At 71.3% G+C, this 21,517-nt stretch carries 23 protein-coding genes; 12 read left to right on the top strand and 11 right to left on the bottom strand.

Annotated elements, in window-relative coordinates; translation table 11 throughout:
- The first annotated feature begins 83 nt into the window (after positions 1-83).
- Together M4D53_RS07545 and M4D53_RS07540 are read left to right on the top strand one after the other, a co-directional pair.
- On the top strand, positions 84-308 hold the full coding sequence (locus tag M4D53_RS07545) for a DUF3107 domain-containing protein (protein WP_025102974.1): 225 nt from the start codon (positions 84-86) through the stop codon (positions 306-308).
- A 7-nt stretch (positions 309-315) separates the two neighbouring features.
- Positions 316-603 carry a hypothetical protein gene (locus M4D53_RS07540; RefSeq protein WP_187663666.1) on the top strand — a complete coding sequence of 96 codons (288 nt, stop codon included), beginning with the start codon at positions 316-318 and terminating at the stop codon, positions 601-603.
- Between the two features lies 1 nt (position 604).
- On the opposite strand, the gene M4D53_RS07535 is transcribed toward M4D53_RS07540, so the two are convergent.
- Positions 605-1,318 (bottom strand): ferritin-like fold-containing protein, encoded by a 714-nt coding sequence (locus M4D53_RS07535; protein ID WP_060923156.1) that lies wholly within the window; start codon positions 1,316-1,318, stop codon positions 605-607.
- Between the two features lie 196 nt (positions 1,319-1,514).
- On the opposite strand from M4D53_RS07535, the gene M4D53_RS07530 reads away from it, so the two are divergent.
- Positions 1,515-3,035 (top strand): DEAD/DEAH box helicase, encoded by a 1,521-nt coding sequence (locus M4D53_RS07530; RefSeq protein ID WP_259953118.1) that lies wholly within the window; start codon positions 1,515-1,517, stop codon positions 3,033-3,035.
- Here the strand turns inward: M4D53_RS07530 and M4D53_RS07525 are convergent.
- Entirely contained in the window at positions 3,022-3,951 is a 930-nt protein-coding gene (locus tag M4D53_RS07525; RefSeq protein WP_259953116.1) for a DUF817 domain-containing protein, read from the bottom strand. The two genes, M4D53_RS07530 and M4D53_RS07525, sit on opposite strands and share 14 nt — an antisense overlap.
- 62 nt (positions 3,952-4,013) lie before the next feature.
- Positions 4,014-4,877, bottom strand: coding sequence for a PHP domain-containing protein (locus tag M4D53_RS07520; protein ID WP_259953115.1), 864 nt, complete (start codon positions 4,875-4,877; stop codon positions 4,014-4,016).
- A 115-nt stretch (positions 4,878-4,992) separates the two neighbouring features.
- Between M4D53_RS07520 and M4D53_RS07515 the strand changes: the two genes are divergently transcribed.
- Entirely contained in the window at positions 4,993-6,015 is a 1,023-nt protein-coding gene (locus M4D53_RS07515) for an endonuclease/exonuclease/phosphatase family protein (RefSeq protein ID WP_259953114.1), read from the top strand.
- Between the two features lie 36 nt (positions 6,016-6,051).
- Positions 6,052-7,473, top strand: a complete 1,422-nt coding sequence (locus tag M4D53_RS07510) for an aminopeptidase P family protein (protein ID WP_259953112.1) — start codon at positions 6,052-6,054, stop codon at positions 7,471-7,473.
- A 30-nt stretch (positions 7,474-7,503) separates the two neighbouring features.
- Here M4D53_RS07510 and M4D53_RS07505 read toward each other — a convergent pair whose 3' ends face one another.
- Complete coding sequence (locus M4D53_RS07505) at positions 7,504-8,181, bottom strand: alpha/beta hydrolase family protein (protein WP_259953107.1); 678 nt, start codon at positions 8,179-8,181, stop codon at positions 7,504-7,506.
- Entirely contained in the window at positions 8,178-8,900 is a 723-nt protein-coding gene (locus M4D53_RS07500) for a YflT domain-containing protein (RefSeq protein WP_259953105.1), read from the bottom strand. Before M4D53_RS07500 ends, M4D53_RS07505 begins: the two co-directional genes overlap by 4 nt.
- A gap of 87 nt (positions 8,901-8,987) precedes the next feature.
- Here M4D53_RS07500 and M4D53_RS07495 point away from each other — a divergent pair, with 87 nt between their 5' ends.
- The 4 genes from M4D53_RS07495 to M4D53_RS07480 are packed head-to-tail and all read left to right on the top strand — an operon-like array spanning position 8,988 to position 12,412.
- Positions 8,988-10,256: a magnesium transporter MgtE N-terminal domain-containing protein gene (locus M4D53_RS07495; protein WP_259953103.1), complete on the top strand. Its 1,269-nt coding sequence runs from the start codon at positions 8,988-8,990 to the stop codon at positions 10,254-10,256.
- A complete protein-coding gene (locus M4D53_RS07490) occupies positions 10,256-10,777 on the top strand; it encodes a DUF1003 domain-containing protein (RefSeq protein WP_259953101.1) in 522 nt (173 codons plus the stop codon). Before M4D53_RS07495 ends, M4D53_RS07490 begins: the two co-directional genes overlap by 1 nt.
- Positions 10,774-11,895, top strand: coding sequence for an Mrp/NBP35 family ATP-binding protein (locus M4D53_RS07485; protein ID WP_259953100.1), 1,122 nt, complete (start codon positions 10,774-10,776; stop codon positions 11,893-11,895). The genes M4D53_RS07490 and M4D53_RS07485 overlap by 4 nt, the downstream gene beginning before the upstream one ends.
- Positions 11,896-11,917: 22 nt before the next feature.
- Positions 11,918-12,412, top strand: coding sequence for a YcxB family protein (locus M4D53_RS07480; RefSeq protein ID WP_259953099.1), 495 nt, complete (start codon positions 11,918-11,920; stop codon positions 12,410-12,412).
- A 10-nt stretch (positions 12,413-12,422) separates the two neighbouring features.
- On the opposite strand, the gene M4D53_RS07475 is transcribed toward M4D53_RS07480, so the two are convergent.
- Positions 12,423-12,797 carry a twin-arginine translocase TatA/TatE family subunit gene (locus tag M4D53_RS07475; protein ID WP_187663657.1) on the bottom strand — a complete coding sequence of 125 codons (375 nt, stop codon included), beginning with the start codon at positions 12,795-12,797 and terminating at the stop codon, positions 12,423-12,425.
- A gap of 89 nt (positions 12,798-12,886) precedes the next feature.
- On the opposite strand from M4D53_RS07475, the gene M4D53_RS07470 reads away from it, so the two are divergent.
- Positions 12,887-13,525: an O-methyltransferase gene (locus M4D53_RS07470; protein ID WP_259953098.1), complete on the top strand. Its 639-nt coding sequence runs from the start codon at positions 12,887-12,889 to the stop codon at positions 13,523-13,525.
- An 81-nt stretch (positions 13,526-13,606) separates the two neighbouring features.
- Here M4D53_RS07470 and M4D53_RS07465 read toward each other — a convergent pair whose 3' ends face one another.
- The 3 genes from M4D53_RS07465 to dapE form a co-directional block, all read right to left on the bottom strand.
- On the bottom strand, positions 13,607-13,780 hold the full coding sequence (locus M4D53_RS07465) for a DUF3117 domain-containing protein (RefSeq protein ID WP_071328210.1): 174 nt from the start codon (positions 13,778-13,780) through the stop codon (positions 13,607-13,609).
- Positions 13,781-13,872: 92 nt separating this feature from the next.
- Positions 13,873-15,090, bottom strand: a complete 1,218-nt coding sequence (locus tag M4D53_RS07460) for a hypothetical protein (RefSeq protein ID WP_259953093.1) — start codon at positions 15,088-15,090, stop codon at positions 13,873-13,875.
- Positions 15,072-16,145: a succinyl-diaminopimelate desuccinylase gene (dapE, locus tag M4D53_RS07455; protein WP_259953092.1), complete on the bottom strand. Its 1,074-nt coding sequence runs from the start codon at positions 16,143-16,145 to the stop codon at positions 15,072-15,074. Before dapE ends, M4D53_RS07460 begins: the two co-directional genes overlap by 19 nt.
- A 66-nt stretch (positions 16,146-16,211) precedes the next feature.
- Between dapE and dapD the strand changes: the two genes are divergently transcribed.
- Positions 16,212-17,165 carry a 2,3,4,5-tetrahydropyridine-2,6-dicarboxylate N-succinyltransferase gene (gene dapD / locus M4D53_RS07450; protein ID WP_187663653.1) on the top strand — a complete coding sequence of 318 codons (954 nt, stop codon included), beginning with the start codon at positions 16,212-16,214 and terminating at the stop codon, positions 17,163-17,165.
- 237 nt (positions 17,166-17,402) lie between these two features.
- The gene (locus M4D53_RS07445) at positions 17,403-18,773 is read left to right on the top strand and encodes a DEAD/DEAH box helicase (protein WP_311198660.1); all 1,371 of its coding nucleotides are present in this window, start codon (positions 17,403-17,405) and stop codon (positions 18,771-18,773) included.
- Between the two features lie 79 nt (positions 18,774-18,852).
- Here the strand turns inward: M4D53_RS07445 and M4D53_RS07440 are convergent, their stop codons facing one another.
- The gene (locus M4D53_RS07440) at positions 18,853-20,142 is read right to left on the bottom strand and encodes a citrate synthase (RefSeq protein ID WP_259953090.1); all 1,290 of its coding nucleotides are present in this window, start codon (positions 20,140-20,142) and stop codon (positions 18,853-18,855) included.
- Positions 20,143-20,332: 190 nt separating this feature from the next.
- Positions 20,333-21,445: a succinyldiaminopimelate transaminase gene (gene dapC, locus M4D53_RS07435; RefSeq protein WP_259953086.1), complete on the bottom strand. Its 1,113-nt coding sequence runs from the start codon at positions 21,443-21,445 to the stop codon at positions 20,333-20,335.
- Between the last annotated feature and the right edge of the window lie 72 nt (positions 21,446-21,517).

Below are 21,517 nucleotides of genomic sequence, written 5' to 3'. Positions count from 1 at the left end.
GGGCGAAACGACCGACGCCGCCGGTCTCCCCCGCTCGGTGCGCGATAGAGTTGGCCGAGTCCGACGACCTGCAAGGAGCACCCGTGGAAATCCGCATCGGCATCATCAACACCGGCCGCGAGCTGAGCTTCGACACCGCTGCCACGGCGGACGAGGTCCGCACCCAGGTCTCCGCCGCGCTCGAGCAGAGCGCCTCGCACCTGAGCTTCGCCGACGTGAAGGGCAACTCCTACATCGTGCCGACCGCGAACCTCGCCTACATCGAGCTGGGCACCGAGGAGTCGCGTCGCGTGGGCTTCGTCGCCTGACCCGCGCATGTACATCCTCCTCGCCCTCGTCGGCGCCTGCGTGCTCGGCATCGCCGCGCACTTCCTGATCGGCGGTCGCGAACGGCGCGGCGTCGCACTCGCCCCGGCGATCGCGACGGCCGTCTCGGCGATCGTCTACACGGCTCTGCAGTGGTCCGGCGTGGGCGAGGACAGCGTCTGGCTGTGGCTGGCGAGCACCCTCGGAGCCGCCGCGGTCGCGGCGCTCGCCGCCGCGGCTCTCACCGCAGCGCGTCGACGCGGCGACGAGCAGCGGAGAGCCGCGCTCGGGATCTGAGCTAGGACGCGAGGCCCATCGCGTCCATGCGCCGGGCGTGCGCCCCCATCAGCTCGGTGTACACCGGCTCGATGCGGGCCTCCTCCACGGCGAGGAGTTCGGGACGCAGAGCCGCGCGACAGACGAGGATCGTGTCGCCCACGAGACGCCGCGCCCACATGGACAGCAGCGAGCGCCACTCCTCGTCGCTCTCGATCGTCTCCTGGATGATCGCGACGATCTCGTGGCGCGCGTCGTCCTCGCGCAGGATCTCCGCGACCCGCCGCCCCGTCTCGCCGTAGCTCGAAGCGAGCGCGAGATAGAAGTCGTCGAGCATGCCCGCCGTGATGTAGACCGCGAGCAGGGTCTCGCGCGGGCGCGCCCCGATGGTCTTGCGCCGGAACGCGTCCAGGTGCTCGCGGAACGGGAGCATGAGCTGCGTCGGGTCCTGACCGCGCGCCGCGATGATGTCGACGATGCCCCGGTGCTTGGTGAGCGCCGCACCGGCGGCCCGGGACAGCGACTCCTTCTCGGCCAGCTCGGGAGTCGCGCGGATGAGCCGCGTCAGCGTCTCGAAGTAGCCGAGCTGGAGGTAGGCCGCCTGGCCGAGGAATCGGTCGAGCTCCGGCGCCAGCTCCGCGAAGTCGACACGCGTCGCATCGCTCTGCTCGCCGCGGCTGCGCAGCGCCAGGGTGCGTCGCGGCGCGGCGTCGCGCTGCCAGAACCACTTAACCACGAGGTGTTCCTCCCGAGTCGGCCACGTCGTTCACAATACTCGGCAGAAGACGTCCTCCCTGCCCGGAGCCGCCCCTCCGGTAGGCTGGGCGTGTCCCCGCCGTCGGAGCGGGGCCCCGCGCCTGTGGCACACGAGACGGCGTGGCTCCGTTTACGAGGCGATCGCGCATGGTCGCCGGACAGGCATCTGAACAACAGTGACAACTTTCGCCGAACTCGGCATCGATCAGGACATCGTCGACGCACTGGCCGCGAAGGGCATCGTCGATGCCTTCCCGATCCAGGAGCAGACCATCCCCCTCGGGCTCCCGGGGCAGGACATCATCGGACAGGCGAAGACCGGTACCGGCAAGACCTTCGGCTTCGGCATCCCGGTCGTGCAGCGCCTCGGGAAGGATCCGGAGCACGGGGTCAAGGCCCTCATCGTCGTCCCGACCCGCGAGCTCGCGGTGCAGGTCTACGAGGACATCGATCTGCTCACGAGCAACCGCTCCACCAGCGTCGTCGCCATCTACGGCGGCAAGGCGTACGAAGGGCAGATCGACCAGCTCAAGGCCGGAGCGCAGATCGTCGTCGGCACGCCGGGGCGTCTCATCGACCTCGCCGGCCAGCGCCTCCTCGACCTCTCGAACGCGACCGAGGTCGTGCTCGACGAGGCCGACAAGATGCTCGACCTCGGCTTCCTCGCCGACATCGAGAAGATCTTCCAGAAGGTCCCCGCGGTGCGGCACACGCAGCTGTTCTCCGCGACCATGCCCGGTCCGATCGTCGCGCTGGCACGGCGGTTCATGACCAACCCGATCCACATCCGCGCCAACGACCCGGACGAGGGCCTGACGCAGGCGAACATCAAGCACCTCGTCTACCGCGCCCACTCGCTGGACAAGGACGAGGTCATCGCTCGCATCCTGCAGGCCGAGGGCCGGGGGAAGACGGTCATCTTCACGCGCACGAAGCGCGCAGCGCAGCGTCTGGTGGACGAGCTGAGCGACCGCGGCTTCAACGTGGGCGGCGTCCACGGCGACATGGGACAGGACCAGCGTGAGCGCTCCATGGCCGCGTTCAAGGCCGGCAAGAAGGACGTCCTCGTGGCGACGGACGTGGCGGCCCGCGGTATCGACGTCGACGACGTCACCCACGTCATCAACCACACCATCCCCGACGAGGAGAAGACCTACCTCCACCGCGCGGGACGCACGGGCCGCGCGGGCAAGACCGGGATCGCGGTGACGTTCGTGGACTGGGAGGACCTGCACAAGTGGGCCCTCATCAACCGCGCGCTCGAGTTCGGTCAGCCCGAACCGGTCGAGACCTACTCGTCGAGCCCGCACCTGTACACCGACCTCGACATCCCCGAGGGGACGAAGGGGCGGCTCGTGAGCGCGCCGAAGAAGGAAGCGGTCAAGACGGAGCGCACCCGTCGTCCGGAGCGCGCCGCGGACGCCGCCGAAGAGGGCACCGGAGAGGGCGGCACGCGCCGCCGTCGCCGCCGCCGCACCGGCTCGTCGTCTGTCGGCTCCACGTTCGCGGAGGGCACGCCCGAAGGGTCGTCCGGCGAGGGTTCCGCCGCGCAGACCGCCGACCGCGGCGCCGAGGGTGCCGGCACCCACGACGGCGCCGGCAAGGAGCACCACGACGGCAAGCCCGCCCCCGCCCGCCGTCGCCGCCGTCGTCGCGGCGGCTCCGGCACCGGGGCGGCACCCGTCACCGGCGCCTGACCCGCGTCATCGTCGTCCGAGGGGCGCCCGCACGGTCTGCCGTGGGGCGCCCTTCGTCGTGCAGGAGGTCGGCCGGAACCTGCGGCGGGTAGACCCAGGCGACGAGCACCACCGAGATGATCATCAGCAGGAACCAGGAGCTGAGCTTGCTCAGGGACACGGGCTGCCACCCCGCCGCCTGGTCGGGATACGCCCACGCGCCTGCCCACGTGCCGATGTTCTCGGCCAGGTAGATGAACACCGCCACCCCGGCGAAGACCGCGAGGAGCGGCAGCCGGATGGTGCGGCGCCATACGCGGGCGTGCATGACGGTGGGCAGCCACAGCACCACCACCCCGGCGAGGAGCAGCCACCTGGCATCCCACCACCAGTGGTGGGTGAAGAAGTTGACGTAGATGGCGGCGGCCAGGACGGCCGTCAACCACCGGCGCGGGTAGCGGGTGAACCCGAGGTCGAACAGCCGGTACACGCGCACCATGTAGGAGCCGACCGCCGCGTACATGAACCCGCTGAACAGCGGGACTCCCCCGATGCGGAGGATGCCGTCCGCGGCATACGCCCAGGAACCGACGTCGGTCTTGAACAGCTCCATCGCCGTGCCGGTGATGTGGAAGAGCACGATCACCCAGAGCTCCCGCCCGCTCTCGAGGCGGAACACGAGCATGGCCACCTGGATGAGCACGGCCGCGATCGTCAGCGCGTCGTTGCGGGCGAGCGCGACGTCGTCGGGGTACCAGAGGCGGGCGGCGACGATCATCACCAGCAGCGCCGCACCGAACACGCAGGCCCAGGCCTGCTTCAGCACGAAGACGAGGAACTCGGCCAGCCCGGCGCGGAAGCCCGATGTCGGCACCGCACGGAGGAGTCGGCGAGCGATCGCGTCGACGCGGCGCTCCAGGGAGGTGGCACGTTGCATGCCTCGGACCGTATCGGTCCGCCTCGACAGAATGCCGGGAGACCGCCGACAGTCCGCCGGGGTCAGGGACGCCGCGGGCCGGAGCCGGAGGCGCGATCGATGATCCGGGCGACCATGTCCGCCGCGGTGGTGTTCTCCCCCGGCACGTTCGGTTTTCCGGTGCCGTGGTAATCGCTGGACCCGGTGACGATGAGGTCGTGCCGGGCTGCCAGTTCGCGCAGCAGCCGCTTGCCGGCGGCGGTGTTCTCCCGGTGGTCCACCTCGAATCCGGCCAGCCCCGCGTCGATCAGACGCTCGATGTACGGCACCGGCATCATCCGATCACGGCCCGCCGTCACAGGGTGCGCGATGATCGCCACGCCGCCCGCCTCGGTGAGAAGCCTCACGGCGGTCAGCGGGTCCGGGGCGTAGTGCGGCTCGTAGTAGCCCTCCCGCGGATGGAGGATGCCGTCGAAGGCCTCGCCCCGATCCCGTACGATGCCGCGCGCCACCAGCGCGTCCGCGATGTGGGGCCGGCCGACCGTCGCGTCGAGCGTCGTCTGGGCGAGGACGTCATCCCAGTGCAGGTCGTAATCGCGGCCGATGTTGCGGACGATGCGCTCCGCTCGTCCGATCCGGTCGTTCCGGATCCGGTCGGTCTCCGCCCGCAGCGCCGCATCCTCCGGATCGAAGAGATAGCCGAGCACGTGCACGCTGCGCCACTCGTGTTTGGCTGACAGCTCCATCCCGGGGAGGAAGGTCATGCCGAGCGCGACGGCGGCGTCGCCGGCCTCCGTCCAGCCCGTGGTGCGGTCGTGGTCCGTGAGCGCGGCGGTCCGTACGCCGTGCCGATGCGCCTGCCTCATGACCTCGGCGGGCGACTCGGTGCCGTCGGAGTGGTTGGAGTGCAGGTGCAGGTCGGCAGGACCAGCGGGCGGAACGGGCATCCTCCGAGCGTACCGAGCGTCGACGCGCGTGGCGCGGAAACCGGACCCGGATCGCGTGGACGGACCGGCGATGCGAGGCAGGGACTTCACAGGCGGCGCTTCTAGGCTGGAGGGGATGTTTCGTCTCCTGGGGATCCTGCTCACCGTGCTCTTCGCGATCGCGTCGGCGATCGTGGTGTGGCCGCAGTTCTTCCACCTCGAGCAGACCTACCCATTCGCTCAGCTCGTCGCCGCCCGCGGCCTCGTGCTCGGCGGGTTCCTGGTCATCGCGGTGCTGGCGCTGCTGCTCCTCCTCGCCCGACCGCTGCGCGGGTTCGCGGCCTCGGTCCTGATCGTCGCCCTCCTCGGTGCTGCGGCGACGGGTGCGATCGGAGCGACCCGCGGCTTCGGGGTGGCGGCCCTGCCTGAGCGGACGGACACGAGTCTGCGGGTGCTCACCTGGAACACGGCGGGTGAGGCCGTCTCCGCCGAGCAGATCGCCCAGGAGATCCTCGAGCAGGAGGCCGACGTGGTGGCGCTGCCGGAGACCACCGAAGAGGTCGGCGAGCGGATCGCGCTCATGCTGCGCGAGCAGGGCCATCCGATGTGGGTGCACCATGTGCAGTTCCGCCCGGACGTGGAGGACGGCCCGCAGTCGTGGCAGACCACGGTCCTGGTGGCTCCCGAGCTCGGCGAGTACTCCGTGATCGAGTCCTCCAAGGACGGAAGCAACAACACCGGATCCGTGCCGAGCGCCGTGCTCATGCCGATCGACGGGGACGGCCCCACGATCGTCGCCGTGCACGCCGTCGCGCCGCGCATGGAGGAGATGCAGCAATGGCAGAGCGATCTGCAGTGGATCGCCGACCAGTGCCCTGCGGGTGACTTCATCCTCGCCGGAGACTTCAACGCCACCGTGGATCACATGGCCTCCCTCGGCGTCGACGGCGGCGACATCGGCTACTGCCGGGACGTCGCCTCCCGGACCGGCAACGGGATGTCCGGCACTTGGCCGAGCTCGTTCCCCGCCCTCGCCGGTGCCCCCATCGATCACGTGATGGCGTCCGCCAACTGGCGCCCCACCGGCTCTGCCGTCCTCGAGGATGCCGGCGGGAGCGACCACCGCGCCCTCATCGTGCAGCTCGAGCCGGCCGGCTGATCACGCTGCGCGGCCTCCAGGTGAGAGACTGGACGGATGAGCACCGGAGAAAACGACACGATCGCTGACGAGACCGTCGAAACCCCCGTCGAGAACAGCTCGACCAATCGCAAGCAGCCCTTCCCGCAGGGCTTCCTCGACACCATCTCCACCGGGTGGGCCGAGCGTCCGGAGACGCTGCCCGCGCCGCGCGCCCAGGCTCCGTACGCCGAGCGCCGCCGCGCTGCCGTCTCAGCCGCGTTCCCCGGCAAGCGGCTCGTGATCCCCGCCGGTTCGCTCAAGCAGCGCAGCAACGACACCGACTACGTCTTCCGCGCGCACTCCGCCTTCGCGCACCTCACCGGCTGGGCGTCCGACGCCGAACCGGACTCGGTGCTCGTCTTCGAGCCGACCGACGACGGGCATGACGTCACGCTGTACTTCCGCGAGCGCGCCGACCGCACCACGACGGAGTTCTACGCCGACGCCACGGTCGGCGAATTCTGGATCGGGCCGCGTCCGTCGCTCGCCGGTGTCGCCGCCGACCTGCAGCTGGCCACGGCGCACCTGCACGAGTTCGCCCCGGTCGAGGGCGAGCTGGTCCTCGAGGAGGACGAGACCCTCACCCGTGTCGTCTCGGAGCTGCGCCTCATCAAGGACGACTTCGAGATCGCCGAGATGCGCCGGGCCGTGGAGATCACGGCGCAGGGCTTCGACGACCTCATCCGCGAGCTCCCCGCCGCGGTGGCACATGCCCGTGGCGAGCGCGTCGTCGAGGGCGTCTTCCACCGCCGCGCCCGCGAGGACGGCAACGGCGAAGGCTATGACACGATCGCCGCGTCCGGACCGCACGCCTGCTACCTGCACTGGACGCGCAACGACGGCGCCGTCGTGCCAGGAGACCTCATCCTCGTCGATGCGGGTGTGGAGGCCGACAGCCTCTATACCGCCGACATCACCCGCACGCTCCCGGTGTCCGGGACGTTCACCGAGGTGCAGCGCCGGGTCTACGAGACGGTGCGCGAGGCCGCGGACGCGGCTCTCGCGGCGGCGAAGGTCGGCGTCCGCTTCCGCGACGTGCACGCGGCGGCCATGGCCGTGATCGCTGAGCGCACCGCGGAGTGGGGCCTCCTCCCCGTCACCGCGGAGGAAGCCCTGGACGCGGACAAGGGCGGCCAGCACCGTCGCTACATGGTGCACGGCACGTCGCACCATCTCGGCATCGACGTGCACGACTGCGCGCAGGCGCGCCGCGAGATGTACTACGACGGCATCCTCACGCCCGGCATGGTCTTCACGATCGAGCCGGGACTGTACTTCCAGATCGACGACCTCACGGTTCCCGCCGAGCTGCGCGGGATCGGCGTCCGGATCGAGGACGACATCCTGATGACCGAGGACGGCCCGGTCAATCTCTCCGCGGGCATCCCCCGCACGGCCGACGAGGTCGAGGCGTGGATGGCGCGTCTGCAGGGCTGACGACGGGCGGGAGCGGGGCGGCGGCCCCGCTCAGTCCCGCTGCCCGGTGACGAAGGCGTCGACCACCGGTGCGAGGTCCGCAGCGACCTCCGCCGGCGGACGCCTCCGCCCCTTCACCTCGAAGGAGTGCCCGCCGCCCTCGATCCAGTGCACCCGCGCGTCCTGACAGCCGGCGACGGCCTCGTCGAGCTGGGCGATCGGCTGGATGAACGGGTCCGCGGTGCCCTCCACGAAGAGCTGCGGGACGGTGATCGATGGCAGGTGCGCGATGCGGGGCCTATCCGGGCGGCCCGGCGGATGCAGCGGATAGCCGAGGTAGACGAGGCCGTCCACGGCAAGGCCCTCGGCGACGGCCATGGACGCCATGCGGCCGCCGTAGGACTTCCCGGTGGCCCACACGGCGGATCGTGGCGCCCGCGCGCGGGCCTCGGCGACCGCGGCCCCCCAGGCCGCGACCGCGTGGGCGGCAGAACCGGGCATGCGACGCCCCTGCTCGATGTACGGGAAGTTGAAGCGCAGAGTCGAGTACCCGAGCGCCGCGAGTGCGCGGTCGAACCCGACGAGGAACGGATGGTCCTTCGCGGCCCCCGCCCCGTGCGCGATCAGGACGACGTCGTCACGGGTACCCGGCGTCCACTCGGCGGACACCGTGATCGCCCCGGCGGGCAGAGCGACCTCGATGCGCAGGGCGGTGGCCCCCGTGGTCACCGCACGGACCCGGGGGTGCCCGTCTCCGGGTCCGCCGGCCGCGGCGGAAGACCCGGCTCGGGAGCCGGTGCCGGCTCCGGAGACGGTGCCGGCTCAGGATCGGGGGCAGGCTCGGGAGCGGGAGCCGGTGCCGGGTCGGGAGCGGGAGCGGGCTCCGGAGCAGGCTCAGGAGCGGGAGCCGGAGCGCCCTGCGGGATCCGCTCGCCGTACTTCGGCGGCTCGTCCAGGTTCACCGGAGGACGCACGGGGGCGACCCGCTGCGCGCCGAGGACCTGCCGCGCCTTCGCCAGCGAGCCGGGCTGCACGGTCACCTCGTAGTGATCCGCGGCGAACTGCGTCACGCTCGCGAAGTCCCGGCGGCGGCGCACGATGGCGTAGGTGATGAGGCTGAGCAGCATGCCCACCGCGACGCCGATGAGGACGAAGCCGACGAACAGCTGGATCGGCACCTCGGGGTTGCCCAGGACGAGGATCGCCGACAGGAAGAGTCCGATGAGCACCCCGTTGATCGCTCCCGAGCGCGCGGCGGCGGCGTAGCCGAGCCGTCCGGTCACCCGCTCGACCGTCCGCACGCTCTGCCCGACGATCGCGATGTCGCGCGCGGGGACCTCTCCGGCGATCAGCTTCGACACCGCCTTCTGCGCGCTCTCGTAGTCGCGCATGGAGGCGACGATCTCACCGGTGTCCGTGCCGCTCGCGGGGCGATTCAGCATGCTCATCCGGCTATTCTTCCACGTCGTGCCCCGCGGCCGGCCGAGCGACCGCCGCAGCCGCCGCCCCGGCACGCCGCGGGCTACGCTGGTCGAGTGAGCACACAACGGGTTTTCGCCGCGCGCCTGGCAGGGTGCGCCGTCTTCGATCCCGTCGGCGACCGCCTCGGCAAGGTCCGGGATGTCGTCGTCGTGTATCGAAGTACCGCGGCCCCGCGTGTCATCGGGCTGGTCGTGGAGATCCCCGGCCGCCGGCACGTGTTCCTCTCGATCGGCCGGGTGACGTCCATCCGGTCCGGGCAGGTCATCACCACCGGCCTCATCAACGTCCGCCGCTTCTCCCCGCGTGCCGGCGAGGTGCGCGTCCTCGCCGAGATGCTGGGCCGACGGGTGAGCCTCACCGACGGCAGCGGCACGGCCGTGATCGAGGACGTGGCGATCGAGCCCAACCGCCTCGGCGAGTGGGCGATCAGCCAGCTCTTCCTGCGTCGCCCGAAGACCGGCGCGTCGCCGTTCGCCAAGGGCCCGACGACGTTCGCCGCCTGGAGCGAGGTGACCGAGGAACAGGCGCCGGGCGAGTCCCAGTCCGCCGAGCAGCTCGTCGCCTCCTACTCCGAGCTGCACGCCGCCGACCTCGCCAACACGCTCCTCGACCTCCCGCAGCAACGGATGATCGAGGTGGCGGAGGAGCTCTCCGACGACCGCCTCGCCGACGCCCTCGAGGAGATGCCCGAGGACGAGCAGGTGCACATCCTCGACCGCCTCGGCGAGGAGCGCGCGGCCGACATCCTCGACCAGATGGAGCCGGACGACGCCGCCGACCTGCTGGCCCAGCTCCCACCCACCCAGCTGGAGGAGCTGCTCCAGCGGATGGAGCCGGAGAGGGCGGAGGACGTGCGGATGCTCCTGCGCTACGGCCCGGACACGGCGGGCGGTCTGATGACCCCGGAGCCGATCATCCTCTCCGCCGACGCCACGGTCGCCGAGGCGCTGGCGCTCATCCGCCGTCACGAGCTGCATCCGGCCCTCGCCGCGGCCGTGTTCGTCACGCTCCCGCCGTTCGAGACCCCCACCGGCCGCCTGCTCGGGCTCGTGCACTTCCAGCGGATGCTGCGCTACCCGCCGCACGAGCGTCTCGGCGCCATCCTCGACGACAGCCTCGAGCCGGTGCCGGTCACCGCCTCCGCGGCCGAGGTCGCCCGCATGCTCGCCAGCTACGACCTCGTCTCGCTGCCGGTCATCGACGCCGCGCACCGCCTCGTCGGCGCGATCAGCATCGACGACGTCCTCGACTACCTGCTGCCGGACGACTGGCGCACCCACGACAGCGACGACGTGGCGCCGCCCGTGACGGAGGCGCACTGATGGCGCGCAAGGAGCGGGCCGCCCGCCTCGACGCGCCAGGACGGACGAGCACCCGCCCCCGTTCCACCTCGCGCGACCGCTTCGGCCGCTTCACGGAGTGGGTCGCCCGCGCGATGGGAACTCCCGCGTTCCTCGTCATCCTCAGTCTCTTCTGCATCCTCTGGATCGGCTGGAACACGCTGATGCCGCGCGAGGTCCGCTTCGACGACGCCGCGCTCGGCTTCACCGCGCTCACCCTCATGCTGTCGCTGCAGGCGTCGTACGCCGCGCCGCTCATCCTCCTCGCGCAGAACCGCCAGGACGACCGCGACCGCGTGCAGATCGAGCAGGACCGGCAGCGCGCCGAGCGGAACCTCGCGGACACCGAGTACCTGGCCCGCGAGATCGTCGCGCTGCGGATGTCGCTGGAGGAGCGCAACGCGCAGGTGGTCACCCGCGACGTGCTGCGGCAGGAGCTCCGTGCCCTGCTGGCTGAGCTGGGCGACACCGAGGAGAAGTCCGCGGGCGGCACCGCCTCATGACCGCGGCCGAGAACGTCAGAGCCGCAGTGGCGGCGGTGACCGACCCGGAGCTGCGGCGACCGATCGGCGACCTCGACATGGTGCGCGACATCTCGGTCGAGGACGGGGTGGCGCATGTGGGCATCGTGCTGACGATCGTCGGATGCCCCGCCGCCGACCGCATCGAGCGCGACGTGCGCGGCGCCGCCGCCGCGGTCCCCGGCATCACGGACGTCGCGGTCGAGGTGGGCGTGATGACGCCTGCCGAGCGCAAGGCCCTCACCGAACGGCTCCGCGCCGGCCGCCCGGCGCGGCACATGCCGTTCGGGCCCGACTCGCTCACCCGCGTGATCCTCGTCTCCAGCGGGAAGGGCGGCGTCGGCAAGTCGACGGTCACCGCGAACCTCGCGGTCGCCCTCGCCGACCAGGGCCTCGCCGTCGGCCTGGTGGATGCGGACGTGCACGGCTTCTCGATCCCCGGACTGCTCGGGATCCCCTCCGGCACGCAGCCGACGCGCATCGACGACCTCATGCTGCCACCGGTGGCCCACGGGGTGAAGACCATCTCGATCGGGATGTTCCTGCGCGACGGGGGGTCCGTGGTGGCCTGGCGCGGACCGATGCTGCACCGCACGGTCTCGCAGTTCCTCACCGACGTCTTCTTCGGCGACCTCGACGTCCTGCTCATCGACATGCCCCCTGGCACCGGGGACATCGCCATCTCGATCGGGCAGCTCCTCCCCCACGCCGAGGTGCTCGTGGTCACCACACCCCAGGCGGCGGCCTCCGACGTGGCCATCCGCAGCGGGCTCGTGGCACGCCAGACCGGACAGCGCGTGATCGGCGTGGTCGAGAACATGGCCGCGTACACCCTCCCCGACGGCACCGTCGTCGATCTGTTCGGTGCCGGCGGCGGCGCATCTGTCGCGGAGGCCCTGTCCGTGCCCGACGCTGCGGTGCCGCTGCTGGCCTCCATCCCGCTCAGCCCGGCCCTCCGCCAGGGCGGGGACGAGGGCGTTCCGGTCGTCACCTCCGCGCCGGACGATGCCGCCGCGGGGGCGATCCGCGCGCTGGCGGAGGCGCTCGCGCGTCGAGGGCGAGGCCTGGCCGGCCGAACGCTGCCCATGTCGATCGGGTGAGCGCGCGTGGGAGGATGGACGGATGCCGCATCGCTCCGTGACCGTGGATGAAGGGCTTCTGCGGAGGATGGCCAGAGACGCGGCCGTCTACGCGCTGACCAGGCCTGTCGCGATCGTGATGTGGGTCGCGCTGGCGGCGGGCCTCGTGCTCTCCGTCCTCACCCTCAACGACCGTCTCGCCGCCGGAGAGGAGGTGAGCGCGCTCGTCGCCTGGATGCCCGCGGTGACCATCGCTCTGGGAGCGTATGCGGTGATCCTCACCACCTCGAGCGCCCGTCGGGCCGTGCGCGCCGCAATGCCGGTGGAGAGCGTGGTGTGGGTCGCGCTCGACGAGGATCGTCTGCGGCTGGGCAGCGATCGCCGCCGTTCCGAGATCCCCTACCGCACGTTCCAGAGCCTGCGCGTCGGCCGGGACGCGGTGATCTTCAAAGTCCGCGATGCCTCCGTCGCCACCGCCATTCCGCGTTCCCTCTTCAGCGACGAAGAGTTGGCGACGCTGCGGACGCGGATCTCGTGACCCGGGCGGCTCAGGTCGCCTCGGTGTCGAACGGCGGATGGTTCTCCGCGCTGAAGGTCGGCGGCGCGGTGCGCGGGGCCACCGGCTCCGCGATCGTCGCCGTGGCCTGCGCGGGGGTCGCGGGCTCCGGCTCCTCCAGGAGCGCGTCGCGGATGATGCGCCGAGGGTCGTACTGCCGCGGGTCGAGCTTGCGCCAGTCCACGTCGTCGAGCTCCGGACCCATCTCCTCGCGCACGCGGGACTTCGTGTCGCGGAGGTATTCACCGGCCTTGCGCACGATGCGCGCGAAGCCCTCCGCGGCACGCGGCAGACGCTCGGGGCCGATGATCAGCACGGCGATCAGGCCGATGAGCAGCAGCTTCTCGAAGGTGAGGCCGAACGTCATGTGACCAGGCTACCGCCGCGCCTGCAGGCTCTGCGCGCGGTGAGCGAATACCCTGGACACATCAGCCATGCACGCAGGAGAGGCAGGTCATGAGCGAGCACGACGCCAACGCGCGCTTCCTTCGGGAGTCCATCGTCGAGCCGGAGACCATCGCCCGCGCTCGCGCCCACGCCCTGGAGCTGGGGGCTTCCCCGATCAGCGCGGTCGTCGGCTCGCAGATCGCCGTGCTCGCCGCCGCAGGCACCGCCCGCTCCATCGTCGAGATCGGCACCGGCGCCGGCGTCTCCGGACTCTGGCTGCTGCGCGGCGCGCCGACCGCGGTGCTGACCTCGATCGACAACGAGCCCGAGCACCTCGCCGCCGCCCGCCAGGCGTTCGCGGACGCGAAGGTGCCCGCCACTCGTGCCCGGTTCATCGCCGGTCGCGCGATCGACGTGCTCCCCCGGATGAACGAGGCGTCGTACGACATCGTCTTCGTGGACGCCGACCCCGAGAACGTCATCGAGTACGTCTCGCACGGCCTCCGCCTCGCCCGCACGGGCGGCCTGGTGCTCGTGCCCCGCATCCTCGCCGGGGGCCGCGTGGCCGACCCCGTCCAGCGCGACGACATCACATCCGCCTACCGGTCGCTCGTGCAGGAGACCCAGGAGTCGTCGGCGGTGCTGGCGACCGTCTCCCCCGCGGGCGAGGGTCTGCTGCAGCTGATCCGCCTCGACGACCGCGCCTGATCGGACGCCGCTCACGCGAAGAGGGCGAGGGATCCGCGGATCCATCGCCCTCTCGGTTCCGCCGCAGCGGACCAGATTCGATCAGGCCGGGGCCACGACGGCACCGAGCACGTCGTGAAGCTCCTTGGCCTCGGCGTCGTTCACGGAGACGACCAGGCGGCCTCCTCCTTCGAGCGGAACACGCACGATGATGAGTCGTCCCTCTTTCACGGCCTCCATGGGTCCGTCTCCGGTCCTCGGCTTCATCGCTGCCATCGTGGCTCCCTTTCCTCCGGTGGTATGGGACGAGTTTATCGGGTGCGGCCGCGCCGTGGACGTCACCGGACACAATCCGCGTCGCCGCGTCGTCAGGGCACCTGCCAGAACGTACTGCCGAGGGCATACACGTGATAGATCCAGACCCACTGGCCCAGCAGGCACAGCGCGAGCACGCCCAGCCGCCAGGCACGGGAGCGCGGTACCGCGACCGCTCCCCACGCCGGGCTGAGCGGCAGCAAGAGGCGGAAGGTGCTCGACTGGGGGAAGAACACCGCGAGCAGATAGAGCAGGTAGCTCGCGCTCCAGAGACGGAGGTCGGGGCCGAGCGCGCGCACCTGCGGGGACAGCAGCAGCGCGGCGGCCGCGGCGACCACGAGCACGACGAGGGCGACCGGCCCCCATCCCGACGGCAGACCCCAGAGCTCGAACCAGAAGTGCGACGCCTGCACCCATCCCTCGAAGGGCACGAAGCCCTCCACGCCGCCGACGATCCAGTGCCGACGCCACGCGAGCTCCGTGGCGAGGTAGGCGCCGGGGTCGCCGGTCACGACGCCCGCGATCAGCTGCCAGGCGAATCCGGTGGCCGTCGCCAGCGCGCCGAGGGCCACGATGTGCACCACTTCCCTGGCGCCCAGCGGATCGGTGCGGCGGTGCCTCCAGCGAAGGATCCCGTGCAGGCCGAGGTACAGCGCGAAGGCGAGCACGCCGGGACGGGTGAACCCCAGAACGGGGATCAGCACGTACAGCCAGGCGTAGTTCCGCCGGATCGTCGCGTCCAGGGCGAGGAACAGCAGCAGCAGGAAGAGCGTCTCGGCGTATCCGACCTGGAACAGGGCGGCGAGCGGACCGGATGCGAAGAAGACGACGGCCCACAACGCGGCCGCGTTCCCGACGCGGTCGCGGAGCAGCCGATGCAGGGCGAGACAGGCCAGGTAGCCGGCACCGAGCGAGAGCACGAGGGCGCCGGCCGCCCAGGAACCGAGCACGAAGCCCAACGCCTTCGCGGCGTACGCGAACACCGGCATGAACGCCCAGGCGTTCTCGGCCACCTGCCCGTCGTCCGTCAGCGGGAGGTCCGAGGGATAGCCGTGCACGGCCACCTGCCAGTACCACTGCGCATCCCATCCGAGGACGAAGTCGATGAGTCCCGCGTCGTCGCCGAAGCGGGAGAACACCGTGGACAGGGAGGCCGCGGCGATGAGGAATCCGGTCGTCACGACCCGTGCGAGGACGTAGACGATGCCGATGCGCAGGGCGAGCGGCATCCGCGCCCAGCGCCGCGTGAGCGTCAGTGCGACGTGAGCCATGCGCGCAGACCCCGCTCGACGGCGTCGATCTGGGCGAGCGGCACGCGCTCCTCGTCGTGATGGGCGAGATGCGGGTCGCCGGGTCCGTAGTTCACGGCCGGGATGCCGAGGGCCGAGAAGCGGGCCACGTCGGTCCACCCGTACTTCGGCTGCGGCTCCGCGCCGACGGCCGCGACGAAGCGGCGCGCGATGTCGGCGTCCAGACCGGGGCGCGCGCCCTCGGCGGCATCCGTGATCTCGACGTCGAATCCGGCGAGGACCGCCCGGACGTGGGCCTCGGCGTCGGCCGCGGACTTGTTCGGCGCGAAGCGGTAGTTGACCTCGATCTCGCAGGCGTCCGGGATGACGTTGCCCGCGACCCCGCCTGCGATGCGGACCGCGCTGAGCCCCTCCCGGTAGAGCAGTCCCTCGACCATCACCTCGCGCGCCCGGTACTCGGACAGCCGAGTGAGGATGGGGGCCGCGCGATGGATCGCGTTCTCGCCGATCCAGGCCCTGGCACTGTGCGCGCGGACGCCCGTGGTCCGCACGATCGCCCGCAGCGTGCCGTTGCACCCACCCTCGACCTGTCCGTTCGACGGCTCCCCGAGGATGGCGAAGTCGGCCTGGAACAGGTCGGGCCGTGCCGCGGCGAGAAGCCCGAGGCCGTTCAGGGAGGCCGCGACCTCCTCGTTGTCGTACCACATCCAGGTCACGTCGATCGCGGGGTCGGTGAGCTCGGCGGCGAGCTTGAGCTGCACCGCAACCCCGGCTTTCATGTCGACGGTGCCCCTTCCCCACAGATGCGGCACGCCGTCGATCTCGACGTCGCGCGTGGGCAGGTTGTCGTTGAGGGGCACGGTGTCGATGTGCCCGGCGATCGCCACGCGCTGCGCTCGGCCGAGATCCGTGCGGGCGACCACCGTGTTGCCGTGGCGGATGACCTCCAGGTGCGGCAGACCGGACACGGCCTCCTCGATCAGGTCGGCCAGGGTCTTCTCATCGCCGGAGACGCTCGGGACATCGCAGATCGCGCGGGTGATGTCGGCGGAGGACGCGGTCAGATCGAGCACCATGCCCCCAGCCTACTGATGCCCGTCATGCGGGACGGGACACCGTCGTCGGCGCGATACCGTGGAGGCATGAGCGACGCACGATCTGTCTGGGGACTGGGCCTGACGACCACCGCGAGCGACGGCACGGTCCTCGACGCGTGGTACCCGGAGGTCCGCTCGTCCGCGCCGTCCGCGGACGAGGTCGCCACCGCCCGCACCGCGCTCGACGCGCAGACGGGCCAGGACGAGCGGCGTGACGTGACCATCGCGGTCGTCGAGCTCACGATCGATCTGGACGCGGCTCCGGCCTCCACGGCGGACGCCTATCTGCGCCTGCACGCCCTGTCGCACCTGCTCGTGCGGCCGAACGCCCTCAACCTGGACGGCATCTTCGGTCATCTGCCGAACGTCGCCTGGACCAATGCCGGCCCCCTGCTCCCCGCCGATGCGGCGCGCCTGCGCCCGCAGCTCCAGCGCGCCGGGATCCAGATTCAGGGTCTGGACAAGTTCCCCCGCCTCACCGACTACGTGCAGCCCGCCGGGGTGCGCATCGCCGACGCCTCGCGCGTGCGGCTGGGCGCCCACCTCTCCCCGGGCACCACCGTCATGCACGAGGGCTTCGTGAACTTCAACGCCGGAACCCTCGGCGCCTCGATGGTCGAGGGTCGTATCTCGCAGGGCGTGGTGGTCGGCGACGGCAGCGACATCGGCGGCGGGGCTTCGATCATGGGCACGCTCTCCGGTGGCGGGTCGCACCGTGTGTCGATCGGCGCCCGCACGCTGCTCGGCGCGAACGCCGGCATCGGCATCTCCCTCGGCGACGACTGCGTCGTGGAGGCCGGGCTCTACGTCACCGCCGGCACGAAGATCGTCCTCGCCGACGGCCCCGCGACCGCCGACGGCGGACGGAAGACCGTCAAGGGCGCCGATCTCTCGGGTGAGGACGGCCTGCTCTTCCGTCGCAACTCCCTCACGGGCGCCGTCGAGGCCGTCCGCCGGGCCGGTGTCGGCGTGACGCTCAACGAAGCGCTCCACGCCTGACAGCGCACCTGCAGCCTTCGACCGGTCGCCGCTGGTAGACTGGGGTCGTTGCCCGCGCCGCCGGCCGGTCAGCATCGTCGTCGTCTAGGGGTCTCCGAGGACCGAAGCGAGCGCCTGCGCTCCCCTCTCCAGCCCGAACTGGCCATTCGCACGGCGAACGGACGCGCACTCGCTGCGTCTTCGCCCACCTCACCCCACTATCCCGCGCCGTTCTCGTGCGCTGACGGAGTTCTCTGCATGTCTTCCTTCCTCGATCTCGGCGTTCCCGCCGAGCTCGCCACCGTTCTCGCCGCCTCCGGAAAGACCGAGGCGTTCGCCATCCAGCGCGACACCCTGCCCGATTCGCTCGCCGGCCGTGACCTCCTCGGCCGCGGACGCACGGGCAGCGGCAAGACCATCGCCTTCGCGCTCCCGCTCGTCGCCCGCCTGGCTGCGTCCGGCCACAAGCGCCGCTCCGGCCTGCCGCGCGGCCTCGTGCTCGCCCCCACCCGCGAGCTGGCCACCCAGATCGCCGCGACCGTCGCCCCCCTGGCCGAGGCCGTCGGGCTGCGCGTCACCACCGTGTTCGGCGGTGTCAGCCAGCGTCCGCAGGAGCAGGCGCTGCAGGGCGGCGTCGACATCGTCGTCGCCTGCCCCGGCCGTCTGGAAGACCTCATGAAGCAGCAGATCGTGCGTCTCAGCGCGATCGAGGTCACCGTGCTGGACGAGGCCGACCACATGGCCGACCTCGGCTTCCTCCCCGGCGTCACCCGCATCCTCTCGGCGACCCCCGCCGACGGTCAGCGCCTGCTGTTCAGCGCGACGCTGGACCGCGGCATCGACACCCTCGCCCGCCGGTTCCTCACGAACGCCGTCAGCCACGAGGTCGACGAGGCGAGCGTGCCCGTCGGCGAGATGACCCACCGGGTGCTCGTCGTCGACTCCCCGGAGAACAAGACCGTGCTGGTGCGCGACCTCGCCTCCGGCACGGGCCGCCGCATCCTCTTCACGCGCACCAAGCACCAGGCGAAGAAGCTCGCCAAGCAGCTCACCGCCGCCGGCATCCCGGCCGTCGACCTGCACGGCAACCTGTCCCAGAACGCGCGCGAGCGCAACCTCGGCGCCTTCTCCGCCGCTCCTGAGGACGGCGGCGTCCGCGTCCTCGTCGCGACCGACGTCGCGGCCCGCGGTGTGCACGTCGACAACGTCGACCTCGTCGTCCATGTCGACCCGCCCGTCGAGCACAAGGCGTACCTGCACCGTTCCGGACGCACGGCTCGGGCCGGCGCGGCCGGCACCGTCGTCACCGTCGTCCTGCCCGAGCAGCGCCGCGACGTGAAGGATCTGCTGCGCAAGGCCGCGATCACGGCACCGCTGGAGAACCTCACCACCGACGCCGTCACCGAGCTCGTCCCGGAGCGGGCACCGCACGTGCGGCCCGCGCCCCCGCAGCCGCAGCAGCAGCGCTCCGCGAAGCAGCGGCCGGCGGGTGGCGAGAGAAGCACCGCGACCACCCCGCCGTCCCGCCGCCGTCGTCGTCCCCGCGCCGCGGGCCAGGGCGGCGCGTCGGGCTCGCAGCGTCAGGGCGGCCAGGGCCGTCAGGGCACGCGTGGAGCCCAGGGACGCTGATCCCGGCTCGTGCCTGACAACAGCGAAGGCCCCCTCGCACTCCGGTGCGAGGGGGCCTTCAGCGTCTGCGGCGCAGCGCTCAGCGCGTCGGGAAGGCGCGCTCCGGCGACCCGGTGTAGAGCTGCTGCGGGCGGCCGATCTTGGTCTGCGGGTCGAGCTGCAGCTCGCGCCACTGGGCGAGCCAGCCGGGAAGACGGCCGATCGCAAAGAGGACGGTGAACATGCGCGTGGGGAATCCCATCGCCTTGTAGATCACGCCGGTGTAGAAGTCGACGTTCGGATACAGGCGCCGCTCACGGAAGTAGTCGTCGGCGAGGGCGATCTCCTCGAGCTCCTTCGCGAGGTCCAGCAGCGGATCCGTGACGCCGAGCGAGCTCAGCACCTCGTCTGCGGCCTCCTTGACGAGCTTGGCGCGCGGGTCGTAGTTCTTGTAGACCCGGTGCCCGAAGCCCATCAGCTTCACGCCCTCTTCCTTGTTCTTCACCCGCTCGACGAACCGGGAGACGCTCTGACCCGAGTCGCGGATCTGCCCGAGCATGGTGAGGACGGCCTCGTTCGCACCGCCGTGCAGGGGTCCGGACAGGGCCTGGATGCCGGCCGAGACGGAGGCGAACTGGTTGGCACCGGTCGAGCCGACGAGACGGACGGTGGAGGTCGAGGCGTTCTGCTCGTGGTCCTCGTGCAGGATGAGCAGCAGTTCGAGGGCCTTCACCATGGTCGGGTTGATCTCGTACGGCTCGGAGTTCACGCCGAAGTTCAGCTTCAGGAAGTTCTCCACGAAGCCGAGCGAGTTGTCCGGGTAGAGGAACGCCTGGCCGACGCTCTTCTTGTGCGCGTAGGCGGCGATCACCGGGAGCTTGGCGAGCATGCGGATGGTGTTCAGCTCGACGTGCTCGGGGTTGTGCGGGTCGGTCTGGCCCTCGTAGTACGTCGACAGAGCGGCGACGGCGGACGACAGCACCGACATGGGGTGCGCGGTGTGCGGCAGCGCGGAGAAGAAGCGCTTGAGGTCTTCGTGCAGCAGGGTGTGCCGACGGATCTTCTCGTCGAACTCGGCCAGCTCCGTGGCGGACGGCAGCTCTCCGTAGATGAGCAGCCAGGCGACCTCGAGGTAGCTGGTGCTGCCGGCGAGCTGCTCGATCGGATAGCCGCGGTACCGCAGGATGCCCTTGTCACCGTCGATGAACGTGATGTCCGACTTGGTGGAGGCCGTGTTGACGAAGCCGTAGTCGAGCCCCGTGAGGCCGGTCTGACGGGTCAGCGTCGAGAAGTCGATGCTGTCGTGGCCCGCGGTGCCGCGGACCAGGGGGAATTCGGCGGTGGTGTCGCCGATCGTCAGCTTCGCCGTCTGGTCTGCCGCAGCGCTCACGCGGACCTCCTCCTTCTGTCTGATCGCCCCGGCGTCGCGGGCGTCAGCAAGTTCTTGATCAAGCCGGAACTGGCGATCTCTCGGGCGCTGAGCGCCTGGCCGGGTGCCGACCGAATCGCCTTTACAGCCTAGTCGTCACACAGGCCTACTGTGACAACCGCCAAAGGGATCGGCACAGCAGGGAGGGTTCCTACAGATCCGCTCCGCGCAGACGCCGAGCCGCCTCGGCGACGAGTTCCGTCGGCGCCGTCAGCGACAGCCGCACATGCTCGGGGGACGACGCTCCGTAGAAGTGCCCTGGTCCGGCGAGGATCCCGAGGTCGGCGAGACGCGCCATCGACTCCCAGGCGTCGCGTCCCTCCGTCGCCCAGAGATAGAGCCCGGCCTGCGACCCGTCGATGCGGAAGCCGGCCGCCTCGACGGCGGGGAGCAGCAGGGCGCGCCGCTCACGGTAGAGCTCCTTCTGCGCCACGACGTGCGCCTCGTCACCGAGGGCGACGACCATCGCCTGCTGGACGGGCGCAGGCGGCATGAGGCCGAGATGCTTGCGCGCGGTGAGGAGCTCGCCGACCACGCGGGCGCATCCGGCGACGAAGGCCGCGCGGTATCCCGCGAGGTTGGACTGCTTGCTCAACGAATAGACGCTGAGGAGGTTCGCCCGTGTGCCGCCGGTCACCCGGGGGTCGAGCACGGACGGGATGGGCTCGTCCGCCCAGGGGCCGTCCCAGCCGAGCTCGGCATAGCACTCGTCGCTCGCCAGCACGGCGCCGAGCTCCCGCGCCCGCTGCACGGCCACGGCGAGCTCGTCGACGGTCCACGTGCGGCCGTCCGGGTTGCCGGGGGTGTTGATCCAGATGAGCTTCGCGCCCTCCGGCCACTCCGCCGGGTCGTCGGCCGCCAGGGGCGTCGCCCCCGCCACCCGCGCGCCGACCTCGTACGTCGGGTAGGCGACGCGGGGATGCACGACGATGTCTCCGGCACCGAGCCCCAGCAGCGTGGGCAGGAGCGCGACGAGCTCCTTGGAGCCGATCGTCGGCAGCACGTTGTCGACCCGGAGGTCCGGGACGCCGCGGCGGCGGGCATACCAGTCGACGATCGCCTCCCGGAGCGCGGGGGTGCCGACGGTCTGTGGATATGCGTGGGCGTCGGTCGCCTCGGCGAGGGCCTGACGGACGACCTCCGGCGTGGGATCGACCGGCGAGCCGACGGAGAGGTCGACGAGACCGTCCGGGTACCGGGCGGCGCGCTCGCGGTAGGGGACCACGGCGTCCCAGGGGTAGTCGGCGAGGTCGCGGACGCTCACGGAGCGTGCCTACTCGCCCTGCGGCGGGAGCGCGGCGATGATCGGGTGGTCGAACGGGTACACGCCGACCTT

It is taken from the genome of Microbacterium meiriae (assembly GCF_025143875.1).
GTDB lineage: Bacteria > Actinomycetota > Actinomycetes > Actinomycetales > Microbacteriaceae > Microbacterium > Microbacterium meiriae.
This window is presented reverse-complemented; position numbering and strand designations above follow the sequence as displayed.

Excerpts from the sequence above, each read along its gene's own strand:
- M4D53_RS07445 (WP_311198660.1), top strand. The coding sequence starts at position 17,403 with ATGTCTTCCTTCCTCGATCTCGGCGTTCCCGCCGAGCTCGCCACCGTT.
- M4D53_RS07485 (WP_259953100.1), top strand. The coding sequence starts at position 10,774 with ATGACCGCGGCCGAGAACGTCAGAGCCGCAGTGGCGGCGGTGACCGAC.
- M4D53_RS07510 (WP_259953112.1), top strand. The coding sequence starts at position 6,052 with ATGAGCACCGGAGAAAACGACACGATCGCTGACGAGACCGTCGAAACC.
- M4D53_RS07480 (WP_259953099.1), top strand. The coding sequence starts at position 11,918 with ATGCCGCATCGCTCCGTGACCGTGGATGAAGGGCTTCTGCGGAGGATG.
- M4D53_RS07460 (WP_259953093.1), bottom strand. The coding sequence starts at position 15,090 with ATGGCTCACGTCGCACTGACGCTCACGCGGCGCTGGGCGCGGATGCCG.
- M4D53_RS07525 (WP_259953116.1), bottom strand. The coding sequence starts at position 3,951 with ATGCAACGTGCCACCTCCCTGGAGCGCCGCGTCGACGCGATCGCTCGC.
- M4D53_RS07490 (WP_259953101.1), top strand. The coding sequence starts at position 10,256 with ATGGCGCGCAAGGAGCGGGCCGCCCGCCTCGACGCGCCAGGACGGACG.
- M4D53_RS07475 (WP_187663657.1), bottom strand. The coding sequence starts at position 12,797 with ATGACGTTCGGCCTCACCTTCGAGAAGCTGCTGCTCATCGGCCTGATC.
- dapD (WP_187663653.1), top strand. The coding sequence starts at position 16,212 with ATGAGCGACGCACGATCTGTCTGGGGACTGGGCCTGACGACCACCGCG.
- M4D53_RS07500 (WP_259953105.1), bottom strand. The coding sequence starts at position 8,900 with ATGAGCATGCTGAATCGCCCCGCGAGCGGCACGGACACCGGTGAGATC.
- M4D53_RS07515 (WP_259953114.1), top strand. The coding sequence starts at position 4,993 with ATGTTTCGTCTCCTGGGGATCCTGCTCACCGTGCTCTTCGCGATCGCG.
- M4D53_RS07470 (WP_259953098.1), top strand. The coding sequence starts at position 12,887 with ATGAGCGAGCACGACGCCAACGCGCGCTTCCTTCGGGAGTCCATCGTC.
- dapE (WP_259953092.1), bottom strand. The coding sequence starts at position 16,145 with ATGGTGCTCGATCTGACCGCGTCCTCCGCCGACATCACCCGCGCGATC.
- M4D53_RS07520 (WP_259953115.1), bottom strand. The coding sequence starts at position 4,877 with ATGCCCGTTCCGCCCGCTGGTCCTGCCGACCTGCACCTGCACTCCAAC.
- M4D53_RS07540 (WP_187663666.1), top strand. The coding sequence starts at position 316 with ATGTACATCCTCCTCGCCCTCGTCGGCGCCTGCGTGCTCGGCATCGCC.
- M4D53_RS07465 (WP_071328210.1), bottom strand. The coding sequence starts at position 13,780 with ATGGCAGCGATGAAGCCGAGGACCGGAGACGGACCCATGGAGGCCGTG.